Here is a 24603-nt window from a genome sequence, read left to right on the forward strand (position 1 = left end):
GACGTCGGTGGCCACGCATTGTGGATTCAGCACACATCCGAACGAGCTACAGGAGCACCTTTCCACCATGAACACCGTACTGATCACCGGCGCCGCTTCCGGCTACGGACGGGAGACCGCACGGCATTTCCTCGCGCAAGGGTGGAACGTCATCGCCACCATGCGGACCCCGCGCCCGGATGTCCTGCCCGAGTCGGACCGGCTCCGCATCCTCCAACTCGACGTCACCGACTCCGACTCCATCGCTGCCGCGTTCGCTGCGGCGGGCCCCATCGACGCCTTGGTCAACAACGCGGGAATTGGGCTGATCGGCGTGTATGAAGGCACCCCCATGAGCCGGGTGCGGGAGATCTTCGAGACCAACACCTTCGGCGTCATGGCCACCACTCAAGCGGTGCTGACCCAGTTCCGTGAGCGCGGCTCCGGCGTCGTGATCAACGTGACCTCCAGCGTCGTGCTCGGGCACATGCCGCTATCAGCCGTGTACAAGGCCAGTAAAATGGCCATCGAGGGATTCACTTCGTCGCTCGCCCTCGAGCTCGCCGAGTTCGGCGTACGCGCCAAGACCGTCGAGCCGGGCACCTGCCTCACGACCAGCTTCGCTGCCAGGGCGACCGACAACACCGACCTGAGCGGCCCGCTGGACAAGTTGGTCCCCCCGTTTTACGAGCCGTTCGCGAAGCGGGCCCTCGGCCGGTTCGTCGAGCAGGACCTGTTCACGCGGGAGAGCGACGTCGCCGAGACGGTGTGGCGGGCCGTGCACGACACGACCGGCCAGCTGCGATTCCCCGCCGGACCCGACGCGGTCCAGCTCGACCAGGCCAAGTGAGAGGAACACCGCCATGTCCGAGGCGAACAAGCAGATCGTCCGCAACTACTTCGAGGAGCTCGACGGCGGCCGGACCACTCCGGTGCACCTGTGCACCGAGGACTTCCGGTTCCACCCGGCCGGACTGCCAACATTGGACATCGACGGCGTGAAGGTGTTCGGCGACGCGTTCTTCACCGGCATGACCGATTTGCAGCACCCGCTTGATGAGCTGATCGCAGACGGTGACCTCGTGGCGCTGCGCTGCCGGTATGAGGGCACGCACGACGGGGAGCTCATGGGCGTGCCGGCGACCGGGCGACAGGTGTCCGCGGTCGGGATCGGCGTCATGCGCGTAGCGGATGGCAAGATCGCCGAGTTCTGGGTGTCGCCGGACCGGATGACCATCATGCAGCAGATCGGCGCCATTCCCTCGTAGCACGGTCGTCCGGCCGCCGTCGCGCGGCGGAACTCGAGCCGGGTGAGGACCAAATGGTCCTCACCCGGCTCGGAGTGAATAGACAAGACCCAGGTAGTTCTGTGAAATCGCCGGACGACCCGCCCGACGTTGAACGCAATGGGTATCGCGGTTCTGACAGGGGAAGCTCGGCATCGGACAGGCTCCAGCCATCCGTATCACCGAGCGCGGCAACGGCGTGATCCTGACCTACAACACCAAACCCCAGGGCGTCAAGAAGACGGTGGCCACCCATCAAGGCAAACGGAGGGTCGGCGATCGCGGTGCGGCTGGACATCGGCCTCACGGAGACTTTCCCGAGTTCGCGGAGCAAGTGCGCAGGGAGCTGCGCGACCGATGGCAGCGCGACTCGTTCGACTACCTGGTCAACAACGCCGGCATGGCGAAGCAGGACGTCTTTCCCGACGTCACACAGGATCTGTTCGAGGCCTCCTTCCGGGTGATCATGCGCGGCCCGTACTTCCTGACGCAGACATTCCTCCCGCTCATCGCCGACAACGGGGCGATCGTCAACACGACGAGTAACTCCGCCCTCCCGACCGGCCTGACTGCGGGCTACTCCGTGTACGCCAGTGTGAAGGGCGGCCTGATCACGAGGACCCGATACCTGGCCAAGGAGCTGGCCCCGTGCCGCTCCAGGTGAACAGCGTGTCGCCCGGCCCACCCGTACCCGCGGTTTGAAGCGATCGACCCAGCCACCGTCGAAGCCCTGGGTGTGGAACCGCCAGCCCGGCACTACACTGACGTCGCTCGAGAGGCGGCAGGAGGTCTGAGAATGTCGCACCGTGTCACAACCATCCTCGACGGATTTACGTTCACCGAAGCGCCTCGCTGGCATGACGGCCGGCTCTGGTTCTCCGACTTCTACACCTGCCGGGTGATGTCCGTTCGTGCGGACGGCACCGATCGCCGGGTCGAGGCCGTCGTGGAGCGGCAGCCGTCCGGCATCGGTTGGCTGCCGGACGGGCGGCTGCTCGTCGTATCCATGCATGACCGGCGGATCCTGCGCCGCGAGGCCGATGGAAGCCTTGTCGCTCACGCTGACCTGAGTCAGCACGCGACCGGCCATCTCAACGACATGTCGGTGGACGCCGAAGGCCGCGCCTATGTCGGCAACTTCGGGTTCGACCTGATGAACGGGGCGCCGCTCGAAACGGCGGCCCTTCATCGCGCCGATCCCGATGGCACGGTGACCGAAGTGGCCTCCGGGCTCTGGTTCCCGAACGCCATCTCCCTCACCTCAGGCGGTGTCGTGCTGGTCAACGAGACTTTCGGCAATCGGATCACCGCGTTCGATCTCACGGAGGATGGTCAGCTCACCAACCAGCGGGTGTGGGCCCAGTTCGGACCGGTACCCACCGACCGTGCGGTCGCCGGTGCGCTGGAACAACTCGACGTCGCCCCGGACGGCTCGTGCCTGGACGCAGACGGAGGCCTGTGGGTGGCTGACGCCATCGGTGGACGTGTGATCCGGGTCATCGAGGGCGGGCAGATCACCGACGAGATCCGGCCAGGCGCGAACGCCTACGCCTGCGCCCTCGGCGGCGAGACCGGACGGACCCTGTTCATTTGCATGGCCCCCGACTTCGATGAGCACGCCCGGCGCGCCGCCCGCGAGGGCACAATCGTTGCCGCTGCAGTCCGGACGCCGGCAGCCTGATCTGGTTCACGCACGCTGTGTTCAACGGAGCCGAGAGCGCCGAGAAGCTGGCGTAACCCGCGGCCGACGTGCGCCGCGCAGGGGCCGGACTGGCCGGCCCTGCCGTCGGCTGACAACATCGTCCGGACCTGTCTGGACGTTCCACCGGTCGGGCTGAAGAAGGTCACCATCCTCGCCGACGGACCCGGCTCAGTCCTTGTGCTCGGGGGCTGGCTTTCAGGACGCGGGCGAGCCAGTCGGCCTGAGTACGCCGTGCCGCGGCCGAGACGCGGATGTGCGGGAGCAGCGCCGAGATGCTGTGGAAGCCCCACAGGTGCAGCTCCGCCTGGCCACCGGCGGCCCAGGGTCGGGTCGCGTACGCGACGTCCTCGTCGCGCCCGCCCACGATCGCGGAGATGCTGCTGCAGGCCGCGCCGGGCGACCTGCCGCCCCTGGCCGGCACGACGCGGTCGGGGATGGTGGTCAGCGACGCTCCCGACGAATCCAGTGATGTGGTGATCCGATTGCTGCGGCTGCTGGACCGGCCCCGGGACGTCAGGGTGCTCGCGCCCCTGATCGAACGTCGCCAGTTCGGCGTGCGTCCCAGCCAAGACGCCGCCCGCCTGCACGGCATCACCCGGGCCGAGGTGCCGGCGGTCGTCTGACCGCCGGCGTTCGCGAGGCTTCCGCAGCTTCCCAGGCTCCGAAGCTGGTGCGGCGTCAGGACAGGGCCTGCCACCAGGGGGGCTACTTCGGTTGGGGTGCCGGCATCGACGGGCCGATCTGCATCAGCGTCACGTCGAAAAGACCATGCCGCTCGCCGACGTCGGCGAGCCGTCGAAGGAACCGGAATCGCCGGTGTAGAAGACCAGCCGATGCTGCCGACGATCATTCACGAACTCCACAGGGTTTCGTTGCTGCCAATGAACGCGCGACCTGAGTGGCGAGACTCGGTGGCGGCGAGGGTGAGCCGCGAGTATCGCCTCCTGAGTGTGGTTGAGTGCCCGGATCGTCGGCATGCCGAGGTGGCCGTAGTGGTCGTGCGAGATGATGATCGCGTCCAGCCGGGGCAGGTCGGCCAGCGCCACCGGCATCGGGTGCAACCGCAGCCGCTTCGGACCGACGCCCGGGACCTGCGATCCCGGGTCGCTTCACAGTGGGTTGAGCACTATGCGGCGACGTTCAATCTCGACCAGAACCGTGGCGTGGCAGCGAAGGCGTCGGTCGGGTCGCCGGGCGCACGCGTGCTACGTATCAGTCACATGAATGAGCCACTTGCTCAAGAGTGGCGGTCCCTTGCCCGTTCCTGCCGCATTTCACCGCAGCTGTGTCTTTGCATCCAGAAGATTGCACAATCAACTGCACGTGGCGCGAACCCGTCTGCGTATGGATGTAGTGGAGGTTATCTATGACCAGGGCGTCAATGAGGATCGGGTCGGCGCTGATCGCGTCCGTCCTCGCCGTCACCGGGCTCAGTTTGGCAGCCTCGCCCGCCTCGGCTCAGCCGTCGGGCCTCACCTTCTACAGCGGAGCCTTCACCACCGAAGTCGCAAACTTCCCGGCAGCCCCCATCGCCTGTGCGGCGCTGCCTCTGACGGCGGACAGCCACATCGGTTGGAGCGGCTTCCGCGACGTCATCTTCTACCGCACCACAGACTGCACCGGTCAAGCGACCGGCGTGGGGACGCTCCGCACCTACGAAGCCGGGAGATGGCTCAGCTTCCGCGCCTTCTGATTCACGACGACGGGGGCAGGTGGTCGTCCGCGCCCGCCTGCCCTCGACGCGTTTGTCGTCCGACGGTTGATCCCGGGCGCTCAACCATGAGCCCTTTCCATCGTGATGTGCCTGGTCACGGTAGGCGCAGAGGATTGTTGGTGTCGACATAGGACGGGGCACCCGGTGAGACAGCAGTCCGATGCCCCAACCGGGAGCCTCGCTGTGCTGTGTTACCCGTCCGCGATCGCGCTGTCCAGCCGCGCCCTGAACCACCTGGCCGACCTCATCCGCGCCGAACGCGCACGGCGCCGTGGCGCCTCGACGCCGGCCGGCAGGCCCCGCTCGCCCTGGCTTAGCTCCGCATCGGTGACACCATCACCCGTCTGGCCTGCGGCTGCGCGGTCAGCGTCACCACGGCCTGGCGGTACGCCCGGGAAGCCATCGACCTACCCGCCGTACACGCCGAGACCCTGAACGCGGCCATACGGCGCGTGGGCCGGCTCGCCTACGCGATTTTCGACGGCACCCTGATCCCCATCGACCGAGTCGCCGACCAGAGGCCGTACTACTCCGGTAAACACCAGCGCCAGGGGGTGAACGTGCAGGTCATCGCGGACTGCAAGGGTCGCCTGATCTGGGCCTCGCCCGCACCCACGGCCTGACCAACGCGCTGAGCAGCGCGAACGTCATGACCTTCGCCGACAAGGCATACCAAGGCGCCGGCGGCACCCTTCGCACGCCGTTCAAACGCCGTCCGCACCGGCCCCGACGGTCCCGACGGCAGAAGACCGTCAACCGCCACCACGCCAAGATCCGAGCCGTCGGTGAACGCGCCGTCGCCACCCTCAACGGCTGGAAGGTCCTGACCAAGCTCCGCTGCCCCGACGCGCCAGCACGATCGTCCAGACCAGCCGAAACCCACGATGAAAGGGCTCACCACCGTTACTGCTCGGCTGGCTGTCTGCGTGTTCACCTCTCCAGCCAACCCGAAGGTCTCACGAGGTTGTTAGGGAAATCCTCGCGACTTCTTTCCCAATCCTTGCTTTGTCGCCAAATCCGGGCTGACGCAGGGGCGGGGCTCCGGCGAGCCTGCGGAAGCTGCCGGCTAATTCCCCGCCTTGCTCAGCCCACCCCGGCCATGATCAACTGCGTTGGCGTTGGCGCTGGGCATTTGGAACAATCGGCTCATGTCCCTTGGCGAGGTGCGCGACCTGATCGCCCGGCACGTCAGGCCCGATCTTCGTACGGCCATAGATGACGTGCTGATCTTCAAAGCCGACAAGCCGTTTCCCCCCAGGCCAACAACGTATGGGAAGGTTTTCGCATTCGTCGCTCAAGGGACGAAGCGCTTCGGGCTCGGCGACCAGATCTACGAGTACCGGGCAGGGCAGTACCTCGTCGTGTCGGTGGATCTGCCAGTCACGGCGCACTTCAGCGGCGCGAGCCCGGACCAGCCAGGGCTCGGCGTGGGTTTGACGCCCGATCCCACCGTCATCGCTGATCTGCTGCTGCAGGCGCCGGCCGACATCTTGCCGGACAGCGACGAGGGTGCGCCTGCCGGGCTGGCGATCAGCACGGCCGGCGCCGACTTGCTCGACGCGGTGTTACGGCTGTTGCGGCTGCTCGACACCCCACGCGACATTCCCGTGCTGGCGCCGATGATCAAGCGCGAGATTCTCTGGCGGCTGATTACCAGCGAACAGGGCCCGATCATCCGGCAGCTCGGGCAACCTGACGGCATTTTGAGCCACATCTCCCGCGCTGTCCGTTGGATACGCGACAACTACCGCGAGCCGTTCCGGGTAGAGATGGCGGCGCGGCAGGCGGGAATGAGCGTCTCGGCATTCCACCGCAACTTCCAGGCGCTCACGTCGCTGAGCCCGATCCAGTATCAGAAGCAGATCCGGCTTCATCAGGCTCGGCTTCTGCTCGCCTGCGACGCCACGGACATCGCCGGGACCGGCCGCCTTGTGGGTTACGACAGCCCGTCGCAGTTCAGCCGCGAGTATCGTCGCCAGTTCGGGGTGCCGCCGAGACTCGACGCAATGCGCCTGCAGCAGCCCGCGCCGGCGGCACTTTCCGGCTGAACCGTCCCGAATCCGGCTGGGCGGTTCAGCAGAACATCTCCTGCCACCGTCCGGGGGCGCAAGAGGATCAGGCAAGAACGCGAGAGCATTGCCCCTTCCGCCTCGCATACGTGCTCGTGTTGGCTGAGGGGCAGGCAACGTGAGGTGTACGTGGGGGATATCCGGCTTTTCGGTCGAGCTGCCGAGCTAGAGCAGCTTTCAACGTTTCTGGGCCAGGCGAGGCGCGAAGGCGCTGCGCGGCTGCTGACGGGTGAGCCCGGTGTGGGCAAGTCCTCGCTCATGGCCGCCGCGGCGGAACGTGCCCTCGCGGAGGGCATGCAGGTGCTGCGGGCCTCGGGGTCCGAGTTCGAGGCCGATGTCAGCTACTCGGCACTCAACCAGTTGCTGCTGTCCGCTCAGGGTGGCATTTCGCGGCTGCCCGCCGGCCCGCGGGAAGCGTTGGAGGTGGCACTGGGATTCGGTGTCGGTATGCCACCAGACGCCCTGTTGGTATGCAACGCCACCCTTCTGCTCGTGCAAGATCTTGCCGCCGAGGCGCCGGTGGTGCTTCTGGTCGACGACGTTCATTGGATCGATCGTGCCAGCGCTGTCGTTCTCGGCTTCGTGGCTCGCCGCCTGGCGGGCTCCCGAGCCGGTCTGCTGGTGTCGACGCGAACAGGTGCGGCCAGTTACCTCGACCGGCGCGGGCTGGCCGAGGTCGTGGTGGCACCGTTGGACGAGGCCGCTGCGGAGCAATTAGTGGAGGCTTCCTTTTCCCAGTTGCCGTCCCGTGTCCGGCGGCGGCTGCTGGATCTTGCCCAAGGCAATCCGTTGGCATTGATGGAGTTGCCGTCCACATTGTCAGGTGCCGTCCAGCGGGTGGCGGCTCAGCCCGAAGTTGTTCCGCTCAACGAGCGGCTGCAGGCGTTGTTCGCGACCCGCATCGCGGAGCTACCAGAGCCGACCCGCCGACTGCTACTGCTGGCCGCGTATGAGGGCACCGGTGACGTGCGGGTGCTGCATGCCGCTTGTGCCGACCGTGGCGGGTTGGCCGACCTGGCTCCCGCTGAGCGGACGCAGTTGGTGTATGTGGATGACGCGACCGCCCGGATCGCATTCCGGCATCCGCTCATCCGATCGGCGATCGTGGCGATGTCGACACACGAGGAGCGGCGTACCGCGCACGTCACCCTGGCCGAGGTGCTGGTCCACGACGAGGAGCGCCGGGCGTGGCACCTGGCCGCAGCCGCGGTGGCTCCGGACGAGGCCGTCGCGCAACTGCTCGAAACCTCCGCGCGTCGTGTCATGCTGCGCGGCGACGCCATCGCCGCGATCGCAACCCTGGTACGCGCCGCTGAACTGAGCGTGACCAGCGCCGACCGGGGCCGGCGGCTTGCCGAGGCCGCCTACATCGGCGCGGAGGCGGACGGATCGACCGCGGACGCGCGCACTCTGCTGGCCGATGCCCGCCGGGCGGCGCCGGACCCGACGGGGTCGCTGCACGCGGCCAACGCCGCCGCGTTCCTGATGCTCGACGGCGAGGGTGATGTGAACACGGCCCATCGCCTGCTCGTCGGCGCCATCGAGACCGGCGATCACGGGTACCGCGCCGACGATTCGGCGTTGATCGAGGCAATGCACGCCCTGCTGCTGGTGAGCTGGTACGGCAGCGCACCGCAGTATTGGGAGCCGTTCTTCCGCGCGCTGCGGCGGCTGCGGCCTGAACCGCCGCAGATCCTCGCCATGGCCAGCAAGGCCTTTCCCGACCCCGTACGCACCGGCGTGTCCGCCCTCGCCGAGGCGGAAACGATTCTAGGCGCCCTCGCCGAGGAGACCGACCCCACGCGCGTCATGCGGATCGGCACCGCCTCCGTGTATCTGGACCGGCTCGGTGAACTCCGCGAAGGGTCGTGGCGGTTGGTGCATCAGGGACGCGACGGAGCGGCGGCTCGCCGGCACATCGGAGCGCTGATGCACCTGTGCCTGGACGACTTCCTCATCGGCCGATGGGACGAAGCGCAAGAGCTGGCATGGGAGGGGCAGCAGACCTGCGACACCGGCGGCTTCCCCTTCTTTTCGTGGTATTTCTGGTACAACAGGGCGATCGTCGCCGCCGGGCGAGGCCAGGCCGACGAGGCGTACAAGCTGGCCGACGAGATCACCAACTGGGCGCATCCTCGCGGGGTATCGGCTGCAGTCCTGTTCGCCCACCATCCGCGTACCCTCGCCGCCGCCGCGGCTGGGGACTTCGACGCCGCATATGCCCACGCCGCTGCGATGAGCCCGCCGGGTACGCTCGCCCCGTTCGTGCCGCACTGCACCTGGGTCGCATTCGACCTGGTCGAGGCGGCTGTACGGACTGGGCGGACGGTGGAGGCGCGGGCACACGTCGAGGCGATGCGCGCGGCCCGACTGTCGCGGCTGTCCAGCCGGATGGCGTTGATCCAGGCGGGTGCCGAGGCCCTGGTTTCCGACGACCCCGAGTCCGCGGAAAAGCTTGAGCAGTTGCTCGGCGACACCGCTGTCGACCGGTGGCTGTTCGACGCATCGCGCGTGCGGCTGGCGTTTGGCGAGAAGCTCCGGCGAGCCGGACATGTCACGCAAGCCCGCGTTCACCTGCTCGCCGCGCGCGAGGGGTTCGCCGCGATGACAGCCGGGCCGTGGCTCGACCGTGTGGTTGGCGAGCTGCGCGCCGCGAAGTACCCGCTGGCCGACGGCCGCGCCCCCGGCGCGGTCGCATTGACGCCGCAGGAGACGCAGATCGCTCAGCTGGCCGCCAGCGGCCTGACCAACAAGGAGATTGCTCACCGTCTGTTCCTTTCGCACCGCACGGTCGGCGCACACCTGTATCGGATCTTTCCCAAACTCGGTGTGACGACCCGGGCCGGTCTCAGGGATGCCCTCTCGTCACCTCCTGAGCCCCAGTGATCTGCTCGGCCGGACGGCCCGGAGCAGACTCGGCGGCAAGCACCCAAGCCTGCGCCTCCTTCGCTTCAAGCAGCCGTTCCAGCAGGCGGCGGGTGGTCGGGTCCGCGTCGCCCACCCAGCGCACGGCCTCCTGCAGCGTCTGGACGAGGATCCGGGCAGCCACGAGATTCTGCGCCACGATCCCGGTGAGGTCGCCAGCGGCGAAGCTCTGAAAGCTGATCCGTGACCGTCCGGCAATGTGCTGTGGATCGTGGTCGGCGGCGAACCCGAGGTCACGGATGCGGGCTGCCAGCGCACGGGCCTCGGCTCGGTCGTCGTCGGCGCAGGTGAGCAGATAAGCGGCGACCGGCTGCGCCGACAGACCCCGCACCAACAGGGCATGGTGTTCGTACTGCAGCGACGACACGATCACGCTCGACAGCAAGACGTTGAGCAGCCGTGCCACCGCGCTCAGGTCGGCCCGGTTCGACGGCGTGATCGGCCCGTCGTCCGGGTCCCACACCGCACGGTCGCGTACCTCGCGTCTGCGCAACCCCGGTTCTCCTGGCACACACCCATGGTCTGTCAGCCGCCCGCCCGGGCACATCTGTCAACTGACCTAACGGACGCCATTGAGAAGTGGCCCGGCCACCGCGTTACCCGGTCGCCGCGCGGGCTCCGCCTAGAAGGGCCGCGCCTGCCATTTTCATCATCGACGGCTAGGTAACCCGGCCACTGCCAGGCGATGACCATGAGGTCGTATGACAGATGTGCCGCCCCTGTCGCTGGGACGAGATTGGTTCTGGTCCTGAACGAGCAAGATCCACCAAAGGGCACACCATGACCATCGGACACGGTTTCCTCGCGGAGGGCTGGACCAGCCCTGAAGCTCACAGCGGCTTAGTCACCAGTGAGCCCGCGCAGACCCTGGTCACCCGGCTCCAGACACTGCTGGCCGGTGAGTCGACCTCCACCGACGAGATCCCGTCGGTGGCAAGGCCACCTTCTGAGAGGACGAACCATCGTGATCACCACTGCATCGCGTCCCGGCGTCGATCCCCAACTGGCGGCGCTGCTCGCCGAGATGCCGCTGACATCCATCCTGAACGCCGACGCCCTCGCTCACATACGCCCGTTCTCCTCGGCTCCCGTCGAGCCACTGCTGGACGGCCGTCTCATCGACCGCAGTGAGTTCATCACCCGCGCTGACGACGGCGCGGAGATCGCGCTGTCGGTCTTCCGCCCGACCGGTGACCCTACCGCGCTCGCGCCATGCATTTACTGGATTCACGGCGGCGGCATGATCATGGGTGACCGGGTCGCAAACATCGACATCCCGCTGGAATGGCTCGACCGGTTCGGCGCCGTGGTCGTCTCCGTCGAGTACCGGTTGGCGCCCGAGGCGCATGGCCCGACGCTGGTCGAGGACTGCTACCGGGGCCTGTTGTGGACGGCCGAGCATGCCGACGCGCTCGGCATCGATCCGAGCCGCATCATCGTCGCCGGTGCCAGTGCGGGCGGCGGGCTGGCGGCCGGGGTGACGCTGCTGGCCCGCGACCGGGGCACCGTCCCGATCGCCGCGCAGGTCTTGATCTGCCCGATGCTCGACCATCGCAACAGCACGACCTCCAGCCGCCAGTTCACCGGCGTACCCGCTGTCTGGACGGGGGAGACAAACGAGTTCGCATGGCGGTTGGTCCTCGGCGACCAGCCCGAGGACGTTTCGGCGTACATCTCGCCGGCGCTCGCCGAGGATCTGTCCAACCTGCCGACCACCTACATCGACGTCGGCACCGCCGAGGTCTTCCGCGACGAAGATGTCGACTACGCCAGCCGGATCTGGGCTGCCGGCGGCCAGGCCGAACTGCACGTCTGGGCGGGTGGCGTGCACGGGTTCGACTTAGGGTTCCCAGAGACGCGCATCGGCGCCATCGCCCGACGGGCCCGTATCGAATGGCTGACCCGCACATTGGACGGCATGTCCGTCGAACGAGGGGGCAGGCAATGACCGTTGACCACCGTCGCCAGTTTCTCCGCGAGTTCCTCCGCGATCCGTTCACGGTTGCCGCGGTCGCGCCGAGCAGCCAGGCACTCGCCAACGCGGTCGTCGCACCGGTTCCACTCACCGGCGACCCCGTCGTGGTGGAGCTTGGGCCTGGCACCGGAGCGTTCACGCAGGCCATCCAGCGGCGGCTGGCCGGCCGAGGCCACCACGTGGCCATCGAGATCAACGAACGGTTCGCTGATCTGCTCGCTGGGCGCTTCCCGTGCGTCGACCTCGCCATCGCCGACGCCCGCAACCTTCGCGAGATACTGACGGTACGGGGGCTCGATCACGCTGACGTCATCGTCAGCGGGCTCCCGTGGGCGGCCTTCACACCAGGGCGACAGGACGAACTGCTCGCCGCGGTCACCGCGGTACTCGCCCCGCACGGCGCCTTCACCACCTTCGCGTACGCCCACACGCGCTGGATGCCGCCGGCCAGGCGGCTCCGGCACAGCCTCGGTGAACGGTTCGAGGAAGTGGTACGCGGCCCCACGGAGCGGGCAAACATGCCTCCCGCGTTCGTCTACTCCTGCCGCAGGCCGTACACACCAGCACGCCGAGCGACGACCGGGCTGCCTCCGCACCTGTCGTGGCGCCGGCCGACACGGACACTGCAGGTCACGCGGCCACCGAACCGCTGACCGCAGACGGGGCCGCGCGTCAACCTCACGCGGCCCCGTCGCTCTCGCCCTACCTGGGGACTGTACAAATAACGGCTGACGGTGGCTGCCGTACTAGCTCGGCGTCGCACTCTTTGATGATCGTTTGGGCTGCTGTGACGAGTGGTGATGGTTGGTCCGCTGGCTGGGCATCGGTCATCGTGGTGATCGTCTGTTCGATGCGGCCGGCTGCGAAGGCGGAGGCTAGCCAGGTGTCGAGCCGGGTCGGTGAGGGTGTCCTCGCATAGGTAGACGTTGCTGGGGTGTTGGACCTGGTTGGCGAGGGCGTATTCCTGGGGGAATCGGCAGCGGTAGTAGGCGTCGCCGTGGCTGTATTGGCCCTGCATTCGTCGTTCACAGGCGGCGCAGTAGATGAGACCCGGGGTGGACGCGGTGAGGTGCCAGGTGGCCGGCTCGACGGGTGACGTCGCGGCGCGCCGCTGCTGGAGCAGGTTGCGGCCCGGTTGGGTGGCCTGGCGGGGGTGGTGATCGTCGCGGACGCGCTGCATACGTAGGTCGCCCGCGCCCGGGCTGTCGCTGCTGCCGGCGGGCACCTGTACGTGTCGGTCAAAGCCAACCAGCCGACGTTGTTCGCCCAGCTCAAGCGCCTACCGTGGGCAGACGTGCCGGTCGGGGACCAATACGGCGACGCCGGGCACGGTCGTCGTGAGATCCGTACCGTCGAGGCGTTGACCGTGCAGACTCCCGGTGGCATCGGCTTCCCTCACGCCCAGCAGGCCGTCCGGATCACCCGCACCCGCACGGTGGCAGGCAAGCGTCCGGGTCCTGGGGAACACGGAAGTGGACGCCCGCGTCATCCGGACGTGGCCGGGATCGTTCGATGCGTGTTCCACACCACCGTCCAACGATCCGGTTCCGGGGTTCAACCCGCGCCGACGGTACTCTCGGGCAGGATCACCCGTCGGTCGGCAGTGAGGAGCGAGGGTGCGCTTCGCCGTGCTCGGACCGGTCCGCGCCTGGCGCGCGACGGAAGAGCTCGACCTTCGGCCCCGGCAGCTCCGCCTCATGCTGGCCCTGTTGCTGGTGCGCGCGGGCCGCCCGGTCGCGGTCGCGGATTTCGTGGCGCTGCTGTGGGACGAGGACCCGCCTGCCCGGGCCGTGAACATCGTCCACCGCCACATCGGGGCGCTGCGGCGGATCCTGGAGCCCGGCCTCGCGCCGCGCGCGCCCGGCCGGTGGGTGGACGGGCGGGGCGGCGACTACCGCCTGCACGTGGACGCGGAGTCCTCGGATGTGATGCGGTTCCGCGCGCGGGCCGACGCGGCCCGGCAGGCCGCCCGGGCCGGTGACCGGGACGCCGCCGGGGCCCACTACCTCGCCGCGTTGCGTACGTGGCACGGGCACTGCGCCGCGGGCCTGGATCCCGGGCCGGCGTTGTTGCCCGAGTTCGTGGCGCTCGACCACGAGAGGTCCGCCACCGCGTGCGCGGCCGCGGACGTCGCCCTGGCCGGTGGGCGGGTGACCGAGCTGGTGCCGCTCCTGCGGCCGATCGCCGACCGGCATCCGTTCGACGAGGCGTTGCAGGCGCGGCTGCTGCTGGTGCTCGCGGCGGACGGCAAGCAGGCGGAGGCGGTCACGGCCTTCGAGAAGGTGCGGCTCGGTCTCTCTGGGCAGCTGGGCGTGACTCCCGGCGCGGAGCTGCGGGCGGCCTACGATCAGGTGCTCCGCCAGCAACAGGCGACAGCCGGGCCGGCAACCCCGCAAGAGCCGGTTTCCCGCACGCCTCCGGCCCAGGTGCCGTTGAGCACCCGGTTCTTCAGCGGGCGGGAACGCGAGATCGGCTGGTTGTCCGACGTGCTCTCAGCCGCCTGCCGGGCGCCGGCCGGCCCGGTCATGGTGGCCGTCGACGGCCTGCCCGGCATCGGCAAGACCAGCCTGGTGGTGCACTGGGCGCACACCGTCGCGGAGAGCTTCCCGGACGGCCGGCTCTTCATCGACCTACAGGGCTACGACGCCAAGGAAGCGGTGGACACCGAGCAGGCGCTGACCTACTTCCTCAGCGCGCTCGCGGGCCCTCGCGCGGAGATTCCGGCAACGGTGGAGGCGCAGGCCGCGCTCTACCGGACGCTGACGGCCGGCCGCCGGATGCTCGTGATCCTCGACAACGCGCGGGACGCCGAGCAGGTCCGTCCGCTCCTGCCGACCGCACCCGGCTGCTTCGTCGTCGTGACCAGCCGCAACCCGCTCACCGGCCTGGTGGTGCACCAGGGCGCCCACCGGCTGGCGCTGGAACTGCCCACTCTGGACGAATCGCGCGCCGGGCTGCGCACCCGGCTGGGGGCCGGCCGTGACGCCGACGATCCCGCCGCCCTGGACGAGATCATCGAGGGTTGCGGCCGCCTGCCGCTGGCGATCGCGGTCGTGGCCGCGCGGGCGGCGGCGTACCCCGACTGGCGGCTCGGCGAGATCGCACGGGAGCTGCGCGACGCCCGGTCGCTGGATGTCTTCGACGGTGATGACCCCCGCAGCGACGTGCGCAGTGTGTTCTCCTGGTCGTACCGCATGCTGACCGAGCCGGCGGCGCGCCTGTTCCGGCTGCTGGCGCTGCACCCCGGCCCGAGCTTCGGCCCCGCGACCGCGGCCGCCCTCGCCGGTGTTCCGCCGCGGGAGGCGCAGGCGCTGATCGAGGAGCTGACCCGGACCCGGCTGCTGATCCGCCACCAGGCGCGCCGGTACGTCTTCCACGACCTGATCCATCTGTACGCCGTTGAGCTGGGCGAGCAGGTCGACGGCGCGGCGGAGCGTCAGGCCGCCCTCGCCCGGTTGCTGGACCACCTGCGGCAGACGGCGTACGTGGCCGGTTGCCTGCTGATGCCGCAACTGCACTCCCGGCCGCCGGATCCGCGGGACGGGGTCACGCCCGAGCCGATCACCGGCATCGCCGAGGCGATGACGTGGTTCGCCACCGAGCGAGCCGTGCTGGAGGCGGTCGTGGCGGAGAACCCGGTCGCGGACTTCCCGGCGTGGCGGATCGTGGAGAGCATGTTGCCGTTCTATCAGCGCTCGGGGATGTTCCGGGCGCTGGAGATCGTGGCCGCGTCCGCGCTGCGCACGGCGCGCTCCTGCCACGACCGCGAGGGCTTGGCGCACATGCACCGTATGATCGCCGGGGCGAAGGTGTTGCAGGGACGCGGCTCGTCGGCGATCAACCACTTCGAGCGCGCCCTGGCGATCTTCGACGAGCTCGGCAAGCCGTTCGAGCGGGCGTTCGTCCTCTGCAATCTGGCCTATGCCTGGCTCACCCACGGATCGACCGCCAATGCCCTGCGCTACTACGAGCTCGCGTGGGAGTTCTTCGCGCGTGAGGGTGATCGGCACGGCCAGGCAATGACGCTCCGCGGGATCGGCGACTGCTTCGCCCGTGCGGGCGACGCACAGGAGGCTGTCGAGCGACTCCACCGGGCGTCGGGCATCTTCACGGAGATCGACAACCCCAACGGCGTCGGTGTCTGCGCCATGATGATCGGCAAGGCCCTGGAAGACATGGGCCGCCTCGACGAGGCCATCGAGTGGCGCCACCGGGCCCGCCGCCGGCTCGGCGAGGCGCGCAACGAGTGGGACGTCGCGAACAACGAACGCGCGCTCGGTGACCTCTATCTGCGGGCCGGCCGGCCGCTCGAGGCGATCCGGGCCTGGCAGGAGGCGCGGCGGATCTACGTCGAGCTGGGCTCCGGCGGGTGGTTGCTCTCGCCCATCGACGAACTGCTGTCCGCGGCGCGGGCCGGCGGGGGGTCGAGCGGGAGCAGCCGCGCCAGTTTTGCATCGACGTCCGCGGTCTGCGGCAGCGGCAGCCGTCGCAGCATCTCGAGCGCGGATCGGCTCGTGTGACACCCGCCACGGCGGCGAATTCCGGCGGCCGCGTCCCGTCAGCCCGATGACGGACGACCCCGCCTGATCGAAGGAGACCCCATGTCGGGTGACGTGACATCCACGCCGGTGCTGACCTTCACGCCCGAGTTCAAGACCCACTCGCCCCGCCGGCTGGCCGAGCTGCGGGCGCTCGGCCCGGTGCACCGCGCCCAGCTCCCGAGCGGGTTACAGGCCTGGATGGTGCTCAGTGAGCAGGAGGCCCGGCGGGCGCTGACGCATCCAGCGCTGCGCAAGGACGCGTCCCCGGCCGAGGAAGCGCTCGCCGCCGTCGGCTTCACCACCAACCGGCCCGGAGTCGGCCTGGGCGGCAACATGCTGGAGTCGGACCCGCCCGCGCACACGCGGCTGCGGCGGCTGGTGGCCGGCGCGTTCAGCCCCGCGCGTACCCAGCAGCTCGCCCCGCGCATCCAGCAGATCGCCGACGAGCTGCTCGACGCGATGGGGGACGAGGTGGACCTGGTCGAGGCGTACAACGCGCCGCTACCGATCGCCGTGATCAGTGAGTTGCTGGGCGTGCCGGAACACGACCGTCACCACTTCCGGGAGTGGACCGCCGCGGCGCTGAGCCCGCCTTCCGACGCGCAGCGGGCCGGCGCGCTCAGCCTCAACCGATACATGAGCGACCAGATCCAGCTGCGCCTCACCGAGCCGAGTCCCGACCTCGAACGACGGCGCGCCGAACGGGGCGACGACCTGCTCAGCGCGCTGGTCGAGGCGCGGCTCCGGGGCGACGAGGCGCTGTCGGACGAGGAACTCCTCGGCACGGCCGTACTGCTCGTGGTCGCGGGCCACGAGACCACGGTCAACCTGCTCGGCACCATCATGGTCAGCCTCCTCCGCCGGCCGGACCAGGCCGACCTGCTGCGCGCCCGGCCGGAGCTCATGCCCGGGGCGGTGGAGGAGTTCCTGCGGTTCGACCCCTCGGTGGAGCAGACCACCATGCGTTACGCCGCGGAGGACCTCGATCTCGGCGGCACCCGGATCCGCCGGGGCGACGTCGTGGTGGTCATGCTCGGCTCGGCGAGCCGTGACATCGTCCAGCGGGACGGTGGCGACCCGGATGTCCTGGACGTGGCCCGGGAGGGCGCCCGGCACCTGGCGTTCGGCTACGGCATCCATCACTGCCTGGGTGCGCCGCTCGCCCGGCTCGAGGCCCGCATCGCGATCGCCTCCCTGCTTCGGCGGTTCCCCGAGCTGCGCCCGGCCGTACCGCTCGACGAGGTGCCGTGGATCCCGGCGGGGATCATGCGCGGCCCGCGCAGCCTCCCGGTCCGGCTCCGCTGACGGTCCCGGCGGCCGCCCGCCACCGGTCCCGGGAGATGGTCGGGTGCTGCGAGTGCCGCGATCGGATGAACCGGCGGAAGGCTGGTACGTCGTATGGTGCGTACCCTCCCGCACGGCAAGGAGCACCCGGACATGAGCATCTCCCTCTTCGCGGTCGGTGACGTATTCATCGACCGTCCGGATCCTGAACAGGCGTACCGCGACGGTGCCCGATATCTGCGACGGGGCGACATCCTGTTCGGCAATTGCGAAGGGGTGTTCAGCGACGACTGGGATCGCGCGCCCAGCTCGGGACCGCCGGTGGTAGCACCTGCCGCCAACGCGGACCCGCTGGCGCGGGCCGGATTCGATGTGCTGTCCCTGGCCAACAACCACATCGGCGACGGCGGCCACAGGGGTCTGCGGGACACCATCCGAGTGCTCAACGGCCTGGGCATAGCAACTGTGGGGGCCGGCGGTGACATCGCCGAGGCGCGCAGCCCGGCCATCGTCGAACGGGACGGGATCCGGGTCGGCTTCCTCGCCTACGCCAGCGTATTCCCCTACGGCTACGAGGCGCGGGGATCGGTGCCGGGGCTGGCTCCGATCCGCTCCTACACCCACTACAACCCGCCGACCGACAATCTCTGGGACCCGGGCGCCGCGCCGAGCATCACCACCGAGGAGGTCCCCGAGGACGCCGAGGCCCTGATCGACGACATCACGGCCACCCGCGAACGGGCCGACGTGGTCGTGGTGAGCGTGCACTGGGGCGACATGTACAAGCCGTTCGTGCTGCGGGACCACGAGCGGCGGATCGGGCGGCTCGTGATCGACGCCGGCGCCGATGTCGTGCTCGGGCACCACCACCACATGTGGCGCGGCATGGAGTTCTATCGAGGCAAGCCGATCTGGTACGGCCTCGGGCACCACCTGTTCGACCTGCCCGACATCGAGAAGCGGATAGCCGCAGACGGTGACGCCATTCCCCCGATCGGGCCGGCCGACGACGCCGGGTTGGACCGGTATTCGGGCAGCTACCGGCTCGGTCATCGCGCCGGCTATCCGCTGCTGCCGTTCCATCCCGACGGCCGGCTCACCGGCGTAGCCATAGTCCGTGCCGGTCGAGATGGCGTGGGCGCCGTGGGCTTCGCGCCGGCCGTCATCAACCAGGCCAACGAACCCATCGCCGTGGCACCCGACAGCGACGAAGGACGCCGAGTCCTCGACTACCTGAAGGAATGCTGCACGAGCCAGGGCCTACGGGTCAGATTCGGCACACCCGAGGCGGACTCTGGGCTGCCACCGGGCTGCGTCCAGCTCCTGCCCCCGGACGGGACAACCCGGTCGACGGGTAAAGAAGTCGACGTCTTCGCTTGAACCAGCCGCGCCGCCGCACGTCGTACCTATGTGGCTGCCTCTGATCGCTCCGATCGGACGCAACCGGTGCCCTCCCGTCCTCTACCGGGTTGGGGAGTCCGGTCGGCTGGGGAACCGGGCTTGGTTGGGGGACCTGGACGGGAGGGCGCCTTCCTGTGTCGCGCGGGCTATCGGCCCGCGGGCGGTTTCACGCCTGAAGAGTGCTGGTCGGTGCAAGCGACTCAGCCTGCGGTAGTGGCCCTCGATGGGTTCCCGGCTGACCGAATTTCGAGAGCCATCTGAAGAACGCGATCCTCTCTGCGTCAGCACAGGTGAGGGGTGCGCCGGGCATCCACCGTCGGGAGAGGTTGTCGTGGCCGAGACGCGCGTTCTGGTGCAGGCGGCCGATGCGCTGGTGGGAGCGGGACTGTCCAGCCATCTTGCCACGCATCCTGACATCGTGGTGGTGACCGCGGGGGACTGCGACGTGATCGTCGTGCAGGCCGAGCGCTTCACCGCCGAAGTGGTCACGACGCTCCGCCTGATGGCCGCGACCGCCGACCGGCCGGTGGTGTTGGTGATCCCGGACATCGACGAGTCGCAGTTGATCACCGCGGTGGAGTGCCGGGTGGTAGCCATCCTGCCCCGAGCATCGGTGGACCGCGACCGGCTCGTGCGCAGCGTCCTGGCGGTCGCAGCCGGCGGTGGGATCATGCCACCGCAACTCATCGGCAGACTGCTCGCACACTTCCGGCAGATGCAGCAGGAGGTGCTGCTGCCCAACGGCCTGACCCTGTCCGGGCTGACCTCGCGCGAGATCGAGGTGCTGCGCCTGATGGCCGACGGGCTGGACACCGCGGAGATCGCCGAAGAGATGCGGTACTCCGTCCGGACGGTGAAGTCGGTCATCTACGGCGTCATGGACCGGCACAAGCTTCGCAACCGGTCGCATGCGGTCGCGTACGCGGTGCGCGCCGGGCTGATCTGAGGCTTCGACGAATGAGGCTGGTCCGGCTCCTGGTCGTGCTCGGTATTGCCCTGCTGTTCGGGCAGGGCGTCGCGCTGATGCCCGCGTCCGGGGAACCGGCCAGCCCGGCGCCGGTCCACTACTGGGTCGTGGGTGAGCCACGGGACGGCCAGCGTGAATATCTGTACGAGATCGCCATGCATACCCTCGGCGACGGAAATCGCTACCCCGAGATTCTCGCCCTCAACCGGGACCGGCCCCAGCCGGACGGCGGCCGGCTCACCGATGCGCTGACACCGCTGCGGCCCGGCTGGATCCTGAAACTGCCGCCGGACGCCCGAGGTCCAGGAGTGCGGATCGGTGTCCCGCCGATGCCCGATCGCGGCGCGGCGAACGCTTCGACCGGCCGCGGCGGCGCCCTCGCCTATCTGCTCCCGGCCACCGGCGTGGCGGCCGTGGTGGTCGCAGTGGGTCTGTTCCGCCGCTCCCGCCGCACCGCACCGGCGGCTCCGCCCGTCGCGGTGGCCCCGGAGACGCCACCGGCCGGGCCCGTCAACTTCACCACGGTCCTCGAGTCGCTGACGGCGGAGCCGGGCTATCGGCTCGACGTACGGCTGCTCGGCGCGGACCAGGAGACGAGGGCGATCCCGTACCGCTGGGTGATGGAGGGCGACCCTCCGCCGGAAGCGCAACTGCCGGTCGTGTTCGGCCGCCGTACGGGACGGCTCCTGGTGCTGGACCTGGCCGCCGTGCCGGACGTCCTCACGATCACCGGCAGGCCGGCGCTGGCTCGGCCGCAGGCGATCGACCTGGTCGAGCAGGTGAGCCGGGCCGGCGTGACGGTGGTCGTGGTCGGCGACGTACTGGGCGGCGACGCACCCACCGGCACCACGGCGACAGCGGACTTCGCGTCGGCTTCGGCAGTCGTCGACCAGCTCCCCGGGCCCGTCGTGATCGTCTGCGGCGGCCTGCGTGGTGCACAGCTCGCCGCGGCCCGCGGGCTGGCGGCACGGACCCGGCACCGGGCAGTGCCGGTGCTGATCGGCGAGGTGATCCGCGCCCGCTGGTCGGTGACGGTCAACCGGGTCCGATCGGTCACGACATGAAGGGATCCGCAGTGACGACCACGCTCACCGTCCGCACAAGATGATGGAAGACCACCGTGACGAGCTGGTCGCCATCGTCGCCGGGTACTCCGAGTTGATGGAGCAGTTTCTTGCCTCGAACCCCGGTCTGGCTTCCCGCTTCACGCGCACCGTCGAGTTCCCGAACTATTCCGTCGAGGAACTGGTCACCATCACCTCAAATCTGTGCGGGAAGCACTACTACGAGCTGACCGACGACGCGGTGGAAGCACTCACCACGTACTTCGAACGCATCCCGAAGAACGCGACGTTCGGCAACGGCCGGGTGGCGCGCAAGCTCTTCGAGGCCATGATCAACAACCAGGCGTCCCGCCTGGCCGCCGCGCCGGCGTCCACGGAGACCCAGCTCAACCGGCTTACCGCCGCCGACGTCGAGCCGGAGCTCGCCACCCTCGCCGAGCTGCCGGTCGAGCAGACGGCGCAGCCGGACGCCGCCACCGACCCGCGCGGAGCCGTGGCGGCCTCCAGTTCGTGGGCGCGTATCGCCGGTCTGGTCGGCGCCCCGTCCGTCCGGGAGGCCGTCGCTGACACCGTCTTGGAGCTCTGTGAGCTGCACGGCCGCCGCCGGGCGTACGGCCGGGTCGGCAACGTCGTCATCGCCGGTCGGCCGGGCACCGGACGCACCGAATTCGCCCGTCTCTACGCGATGGCCCTGTCGGAGCTGAACCTGGTTCCGGTCGGCCACCAGGTCCGGGTGTCCACCCGCGACGAGCTCGCGCCGCAGTGGGGCGGGCAGTCCGGGGCTCTGGTCCGGGCGGCGTTGCAGGACGCGGCGGGCGGGATTCTTGTTGTCGAGGTCGCCGGTGATGACCAGGGTGTCGAAGTCGTCGGCGCGCTCGTCGAGCAGATCCGGGCGGATTCGGGCGGCCCGGTTGTCGTGCTGGTCGGGGAGCCCGCCGACGTGGCCGTTCTGCGTTCCGCGGTGCCGAGCATCGCGGAAGCGTTCGCTCGGGAGTGGACCGTTCCGTTCTACTCCGCACCGGAACTCGGCGAGATCGCGGTGCGACACCTGCTGCGCCGCGGGCACCTCGTCCCCGAGGATGTGCGGGCAGCCATCGTCGACCTGGCGGCGAACCTGCCCGAGCCGACGGTCCGCGCTGCTCACCAGTTTTCGTACGCCCTGACCCGCACCGCCGCGTCTCGGACGCTGGCCTTGGCCGACCTCACCGGATCCGCTCCGGCCTCGATGTTCGGTGGCCTGTCGGCGGTCGGCTGACCCCCACGAAGGAGAACATCATGCAACCCCAACTCGACCAGAACGCGGCAGAACTCGAGGAGCGGCTGGCCGGTGCGACGGCCACCGGCCGGTCCGCGGACGGCCTGGTCACCATCGTGGTCGGCGGACTCGGCGACGTGCGTGCCGTGCGCGTCGACCCCCGGGCGCTGCATCTCAGCGAGGTGACAGCATTGGAGGCGGCCTTCTCGGAGGCGCTCCGCGCGGCCTTCGAGTCCGGCCGCCAGCTTGTCTTGGACACCATCATGGCGGCGGCGGTGGAGAAGGCGTCGGCCACCTGACGTTCAGGTCAGCAGGGCGGCGAGAGCGCGATGTTCGGCGACCGGGTCCACCTCGGGGACCCGGTACTCGCGCGTACGGATGTGCGCCAGCAGCGCGTCATCGGGGCTGAGAGCATAGGTACGCAGAAAGTACGACACCGCGTCCGTCCAGATCCACGACCCGTCGGTGCGGAAGCTCAGCGGCACCACCGGGCCGGCGTCCTCGTCGAACGGGTCGGCCTCCCGTGCCTCGGTGGCGAGCAGCACGGCGCCGCTGTCCAGGTAGTGCAGTGTCCGCTGCAACGTGTCGCCGTGCGACAGGGCCGGGCGGTCGGCGGAGAACTGCCCGCCGGTCGCGGGGTGGTAGGCGTCGAAGACCCGGGCGACCGTGATGGGCTGGGCTTCGGTGGCGGCCCAGAGCAGCGCGGAGCGGCCGCGGGCCAGCCGTTGGTAGGGCGGCAGGGCCGTCCGGTGGTGGAACGCCTCCACCTGCGGATGATCGATGCCGGCGTCGGCGAGGGCACGCTGCACCCTTGCGCAGGCGACCGGCAGGCCGCCCGGGTCGCCGCCGGCCAACAGCAGGTAGACGCGAACTGGACGGTCCAGGTCCGGTCCGGGGGAAGCCCGGCGCCAGGTTCGCCAGAGCGCGACCCCGCCGGCAACCTCGCGTACGGCGGCGACCGCGGCCCGGTCCGGTCCGTCCAGCCGGTCCGCGTCGCCGGTCAGGTCGAGCACCAGCGGCGCGGTGCCCGCCGACCCGGCCAGCTGTGGCGCGAAGTCGGCCTCGGGGGTGGCGCCCGGAGGCGCGGCTTCGGGCCACATCGTGGTGCGCTCATCGGGGACGAGCGCGGCCAGTAGCTCGAGGTCCGACTCGCTCATCGGCATCCGGTCACGGCCGGCGGCCGTCAGCACCGCGCCGGCCGCCTCCGCGAGCCGCCCCTCGGCGAGGTGGTCACGCGCCGTGGTGAGAACCGCGTCGGACGCCCAGCCGGCGACCCGCAGCAGCAGCTCATGAAGGTGTAGCGGCAGGCTGCCGGCAACGTCGGTCACGACGATCTGCTCCGTCCGGTCCGTGGTGCGGTAGAGGTGCATCCCCTTGGGGACGACGTACCGCAACCCGTCCCGTTCAATCAGCGCGCCGGACCGCCAGCGGGTTACGAGACACTCTCGGCAACAGCGGTGTTGGTGACCGGCGCCTTGGACAGGTAGTCCACGACAGCCGTCACCGTGGCGGGATCGCGGAGGATGCGCCGGTGGCCCAGCCCCGAGGTGGTCCTTAGCTCCGCACGGGGCCACGCGCCGCTGATCGCCTCTCCATCGCTGTACCGGACCTCCTTGTCCTTCCTGTCGTGCACGACAAGCAGGGGCGGCAGGTCGGTCCGGCCCGTCGCCCGGGCAACAAGGTCGAAGTGCGACATTTGGCGACCCGACCGCTCCTCGAGCCGCCGTACCAGGCCATCGTGAACGCGGTCGCGGAAGCCCATCAGGTGTGCGAATTGTCGGGTGTAGGTCCGTGGATCCGCCACCGGGGCGACGAGTACCAGACGCTCGGTGGGCAGGCCGTCGAGCACCGCCACGGCCGTCGCGGCTGAACCGGCCGAATGCCCGACGATCGCGTACGCGGGTCCCAGCGCCCGGACGGCTGCGGTGAGCGCGTCGCCGAACTCGGACTGCAGCGCCCGTCGGCGCCCGAGGACTCCGGGCCCCGACGCGCCATGACTCGGCGCATCGAGGGCGACCACCTTGAAGCCGGCACCGACGAGCGGGGGTACGAATACGTCCAGCTGACCGCTCCAGCCGCCCCAACCGTGCATCAAGTACACCGCCGGTCCGTCGCCCCAGCTCTGGGCGGACACCGAGTGGCCGTTCACCAGGATCTCGAAACGGTGACCAGGCGGATCGGCCGGCCGGACCGGCCCCTGAGGGACGGTGCTCCACAGGCGCTCGGCCAGCGCCGCGCCGATTGTCGGGGCGAGACGTTCGAGCATGCCGAATGTCGTACGCAGTGTCTTCACCGTCATGAATCGGACGGGCGTCATCAGGGTGTCGCGCCAGCTGGGCATTGCTAGTGCCTCGTCTTTGAACGTTGATCGTGTAATCCGTTGGTTCTGAGGATGTGTCGGGCAGGCTGTCTCCCATCGTTTCTGGTCTGGGAGGTGGTGG

21 protein-coding genes and 3 pseudogenes are annotated in these 24603 nt (G+C 69.5%); 18 read left to right on the top strand and 6 right to left on the bottom strand.

Features of this window, described 5'->3' with window-relative positions; translation table 11 throughout:
- Positions 1-67 precede the first annotated feature (67 nt).
- The 4 genes from ADK66_RS04720 to ADK66_RS04735 all read left to right on the top strand — a co-directional run bounded on the left by ADK66_RS04720 (position 68) and on the right by ADK66_RS04735 (position 2946).
- A complete protein-coding gene (locus ADK66_RS04720) occupies positions 68-829 on the top strand; it encodes an SDR family oxidoreductase (RefSeq protein WP_053652646.1) in 762 nt (253 codons plus the stop codon).
- 13 nt (positions 830-842) lie between these two features.
- Positions 843-1247, top strand: a complete 405-nt coding sequence (locus ADK66_RS04725) for an ester cyclase (protein ID WP_053652647.1) — start codon at positions 843-845, stop codon at positions 1245-1247.
- Between the two features lie 172 nt (positions 1248-1419).
- Positions 1420-1929: an SDR family NAD(P)-dependent oxidoreductase gene (locus ADK66_RS30550; RefSeq protein WP_082377204.1), complete on the top strand. Its 510-nt coding sequence runs from the start codon at positions 1420-1422 to the stop codon at positions 1927-1929.
- A gap of 132 nt (positions 1930-2061) precedes the next feature.
- Positions 2062-2946, top strand: coding sequence for an SMP-30/gluconolactonase/LRE family protein (locus tag ADK66_RS04735; RefSeq protein ID WP_053652649.1), 885 nt, complete (start codon positions 2062-2064; stop codon positions 2944-2946).
- 163 nt (positions 2947-3109) lie between these two features.
- On the opposite strand, the gene ADK66_RS32165 is transcribed toward ADK66_RS04735, so the two are convergent.
- Positions 3110-3331: a hypothetical protein gene (locus ADK66_RS32165; protein ID WP_231639900.1), complete on the bottom strand. Its 222-nt coding sequence runs from the start codon at positions 3329-3331 to the stop codon at positions 3110-3112.
- A gap of 10 nt (positions 3332-3341) precedes the next feature.
- Here ADK66_RS32165 and ADK66_RS04740 point away from each other — a divergent pair, with 10 nt between their 5' ends.
- Positions 3342-3590 (top strand): AraC family transcriptional regulator N-terminal domain-containing protein, encoded by a 249-nt coding sequence (locus ADK66_RS04740; protein WP_053652650.1) that lies wholly within the window; start codon positions 3342-3344, stop codon positions 3588-3590.
- A gap of 129 nt (positions 3591-3719) precedes the next feature.
- Here the strand turns inward: ADK66_RS04740 and ADK66_RS04745 are convergent.
- Positions 3720-4037: pseudogene (locus tag ADK66_RS04745) on the bottom strand (MBL fold metallo-hydrolase); the annotation flags it as partial.
- A 311-nt stretch (positions 4038-4348) separates the two neighbouring features.
- Between ADK66_RS04745 and ADK66_RS04750 the strand changes: the two are divergent.
- The 4 genes and pseudogenes from ADK66_RS04750 to ADK66_RS04765 all read left to right on the top strand — a co-directional run bounded on the left by ADK66_RS04750 (position 4349) and on the right by ADK66_RS04765 (position 9636).
- Positions 4349-4660 (top strand): hypothetical protein, encoded by a 312-nt coding sequence (locus ADK66_RS04750; RefSeq protein ID WP_157552217.1) that lies wholly within the window; start codon positions 4349-4351, stop codon positions 4658-4660.
- Positions 4661-5133: 473 nt separating this feature from the next.
- A pseudogene (locus tag ADK66_RS32650) lies at positions 5134-5900 on the top strand (transposase family protein).
- Positions 5830-6729 (top strand): AraC family transcriptional regulator, encoded by a 900-nt coding sequence (locus tag ADK66_RS04760; protein ID WP_053652653.1) that lies wholly within the window; start codon positions 5830-5832, stop codon positions 6727-6729. The pseudogene ADK66_RS32650 and the gene ADK66_RS04760 overlap by 71 nt, the downstream one beginning before the upstream one ends.
- A 150-nt stretch (positions 6730-6879) precedes the next feature.
- A complete protein-coding gene (locus ADK66_RS04765; RefSeq protein ID WP_197281415.1) occupies positions 6880-9636 on the top strand; it encodes an AAA family ATPase in 2757 nt (918 codons plus the stop codon).
- Here ADK66_RS04765 and ADK66_RS04770 read toward each other — a convergent pair.
- The gene (locus tag ADK66_RS04770) at positions 9599-10138 is read right to left on the bottom strand and encodes a ferritin-like domain-containing protein (RefSeq protein ID WP_053652655.1); all 540 of its coding nucleotides are present in this window, start codon (positions 10136-10138) and stop codon (positions 9599-9601) included. The genes ADK66_RS04765 and ADK66_RS04770 overlap by 38 nt on opposite strands.
- Before the next feature lie 501 nt (positions 10139-10639).
- Here ADK66_RS04770 and ADK66_RS04775 point away from each other — a divergent pair.
- Together ADK66_RS04775 and ADK66_RS04780 are read left to right on the top strand one after the other, a co-directional pair.
- Positions 10640-11623, top strand: coding sequence for an alpha/beta hydrolase (locus ADK66_RS04775; protein ID WP_231639901.1), 984 nt, complete (start codon positions 10640-10642; stop codon positions 11621-11623).
- Positions 11620-12303, top strand: a complete 684-nt coding sequence (locus tag ADK66_RS04780) for a class I SAM-dependent methyltransferase (protein WP_053652656.1) — start codon at positions 11620-11622, stop codon at positions 12301-12303. The genes ADK66_RS04775 and ADK66_RS04780 overlap by 4 nt, the downstream gene beginning before the upstream one ends.
- Here the strand turns inward: ADK66_RS04780 and ADK66_RS32655 are convergent.
- Positions 12186-12830 carry a zinc ribbon domain-containing protein gene (locus tag ADK66_RS32655; RefSeq protein ID WP_369814761.1) on the bottom strand — a complete coding sequence of 215 codons (645 nt, stop codon included), beginning with the start codon at positions 12828-12830 and terminating at the stop codon, positions 12186-12188. The genes ADK66_RS04780 and ADK66_RS32655 overlap by 118 nt on opposite strands.
- Positions 12831-13266: 436 nt before the next feature.
- Between ADK66_RS32655 and ADK66_RS04785 the strand changes: the two genes are divergently transcribed.
- From ADK66_RS04785 to ADK66_RS04815, 7 genes and pseudogenes are all read left to right on the top strand, one after another.
- On the top strand, positions 13267-16170 hold the full coding sequence (locus ADK66_RS04785) for a BTAD domain-containing putative transcriptional regulator (protein WP_053652657.1): 2904 nt from the start codon (positions 13267-13269) through the stop codon (positions 16168-16170).
- Between the two features lie 81 nt (positions 16171-16251).
- Entirely contained in the window at positions 16252-17496 is a 1245-nt protein-coding gene (locus tag ADK66_RS04790; RefSeq protein WP_053652658.1) for a cytochrome P450, read from the top strand.
- Between the two features lie 132 nt (positions 17497-17628).
- Complete coding sequence (locus ADK66_RS04795; protein ID WP_053652678.1) at positions 17629-18855, top strand: CapA family protein; 1227 nt, start codon at positions 17629-17631, stop codon at positions 18853-18855.
- 352 nt (positions 18856-19207) lie between these two features.
- Positions 19208-19822 (top strand): response regulator transcription factor, encoded by a 615-nt coding sequence (locus tag ADK66_RS04800; RefSeq protein ID WP_053652659.1) that lies wholly within the window; start codon positions 19208-19210, stop codon positions 19820-19822.
- Positions 19823-19833: 11 nt separating this feature from the next.
- Positions 19834-20907 carry a hypothetical protein gene (locus ADK66_RS04805; protein ID WP_053652660.1) on the top strand — a complete coding sequence of 358 codons (1074 nt, stop codon included), beginning with the start codon at positions 19834-19836 and terminating at the stop codon, positions 20905-20907.
- A gap of 37 nt (positions 20908-20944) precedes the next feature.
- Positions 20945-22162, top strand: a pseudogene (locus ADK66_RS04810) (ATPase); the annotation flags it as partial.
- 20 nt (positions 22163-22182) lie between these two features.
- On the top strand, positions 22183-22461 hold the full coding sequence (locus tag ADK66_RS04815; protein WP_053652662.1) for a YbaB/EbfC family nucleoid-associated protein: 279 nt from the start codon (positions 22183-22185) through the stop codon (positions 22459-22461).
- Between the two features lie 3 nt (positions 22462-22464).
- On the opposite strand, the gene ADK66_RS04820 is transcribed toward ADK66_RS04815, so the two are convergent.
- A complete protein-coding gene (locus tag ADK66_RS04820) occupies positions 22465-23556 on the bottom strand; it encodes a hypothetical protein (RefSeq protein WP_157552220.1) in 1092 nt (363 codons plus the stop codon).
- 38 nt (positions 23557-23594) lie between these two features.
- Positions 23595-24461: an alpha/beta fold hydrolase gene (locus tag ADK66_RS04825; protein WP_231639902.1), complete on the bottom strand. Its 867-nt coding sequence runs from the start codon at positions 24459-24461 to the stop codon at positions 23595-23597.
- Positions 24462-24603: the final 142 nt, after the last annotated feature.

Origin of the sequence: Micromonospora sp. NRRL B-16802 (assembly GCF_001279555.1) — a bacterium.
Classification (GTDB): Bacteria; Actinomycetota; Actinomycetes; order Mycobacteriales; family Micromonosporaceae; genus Micromonospora; species Micromonospora profundi.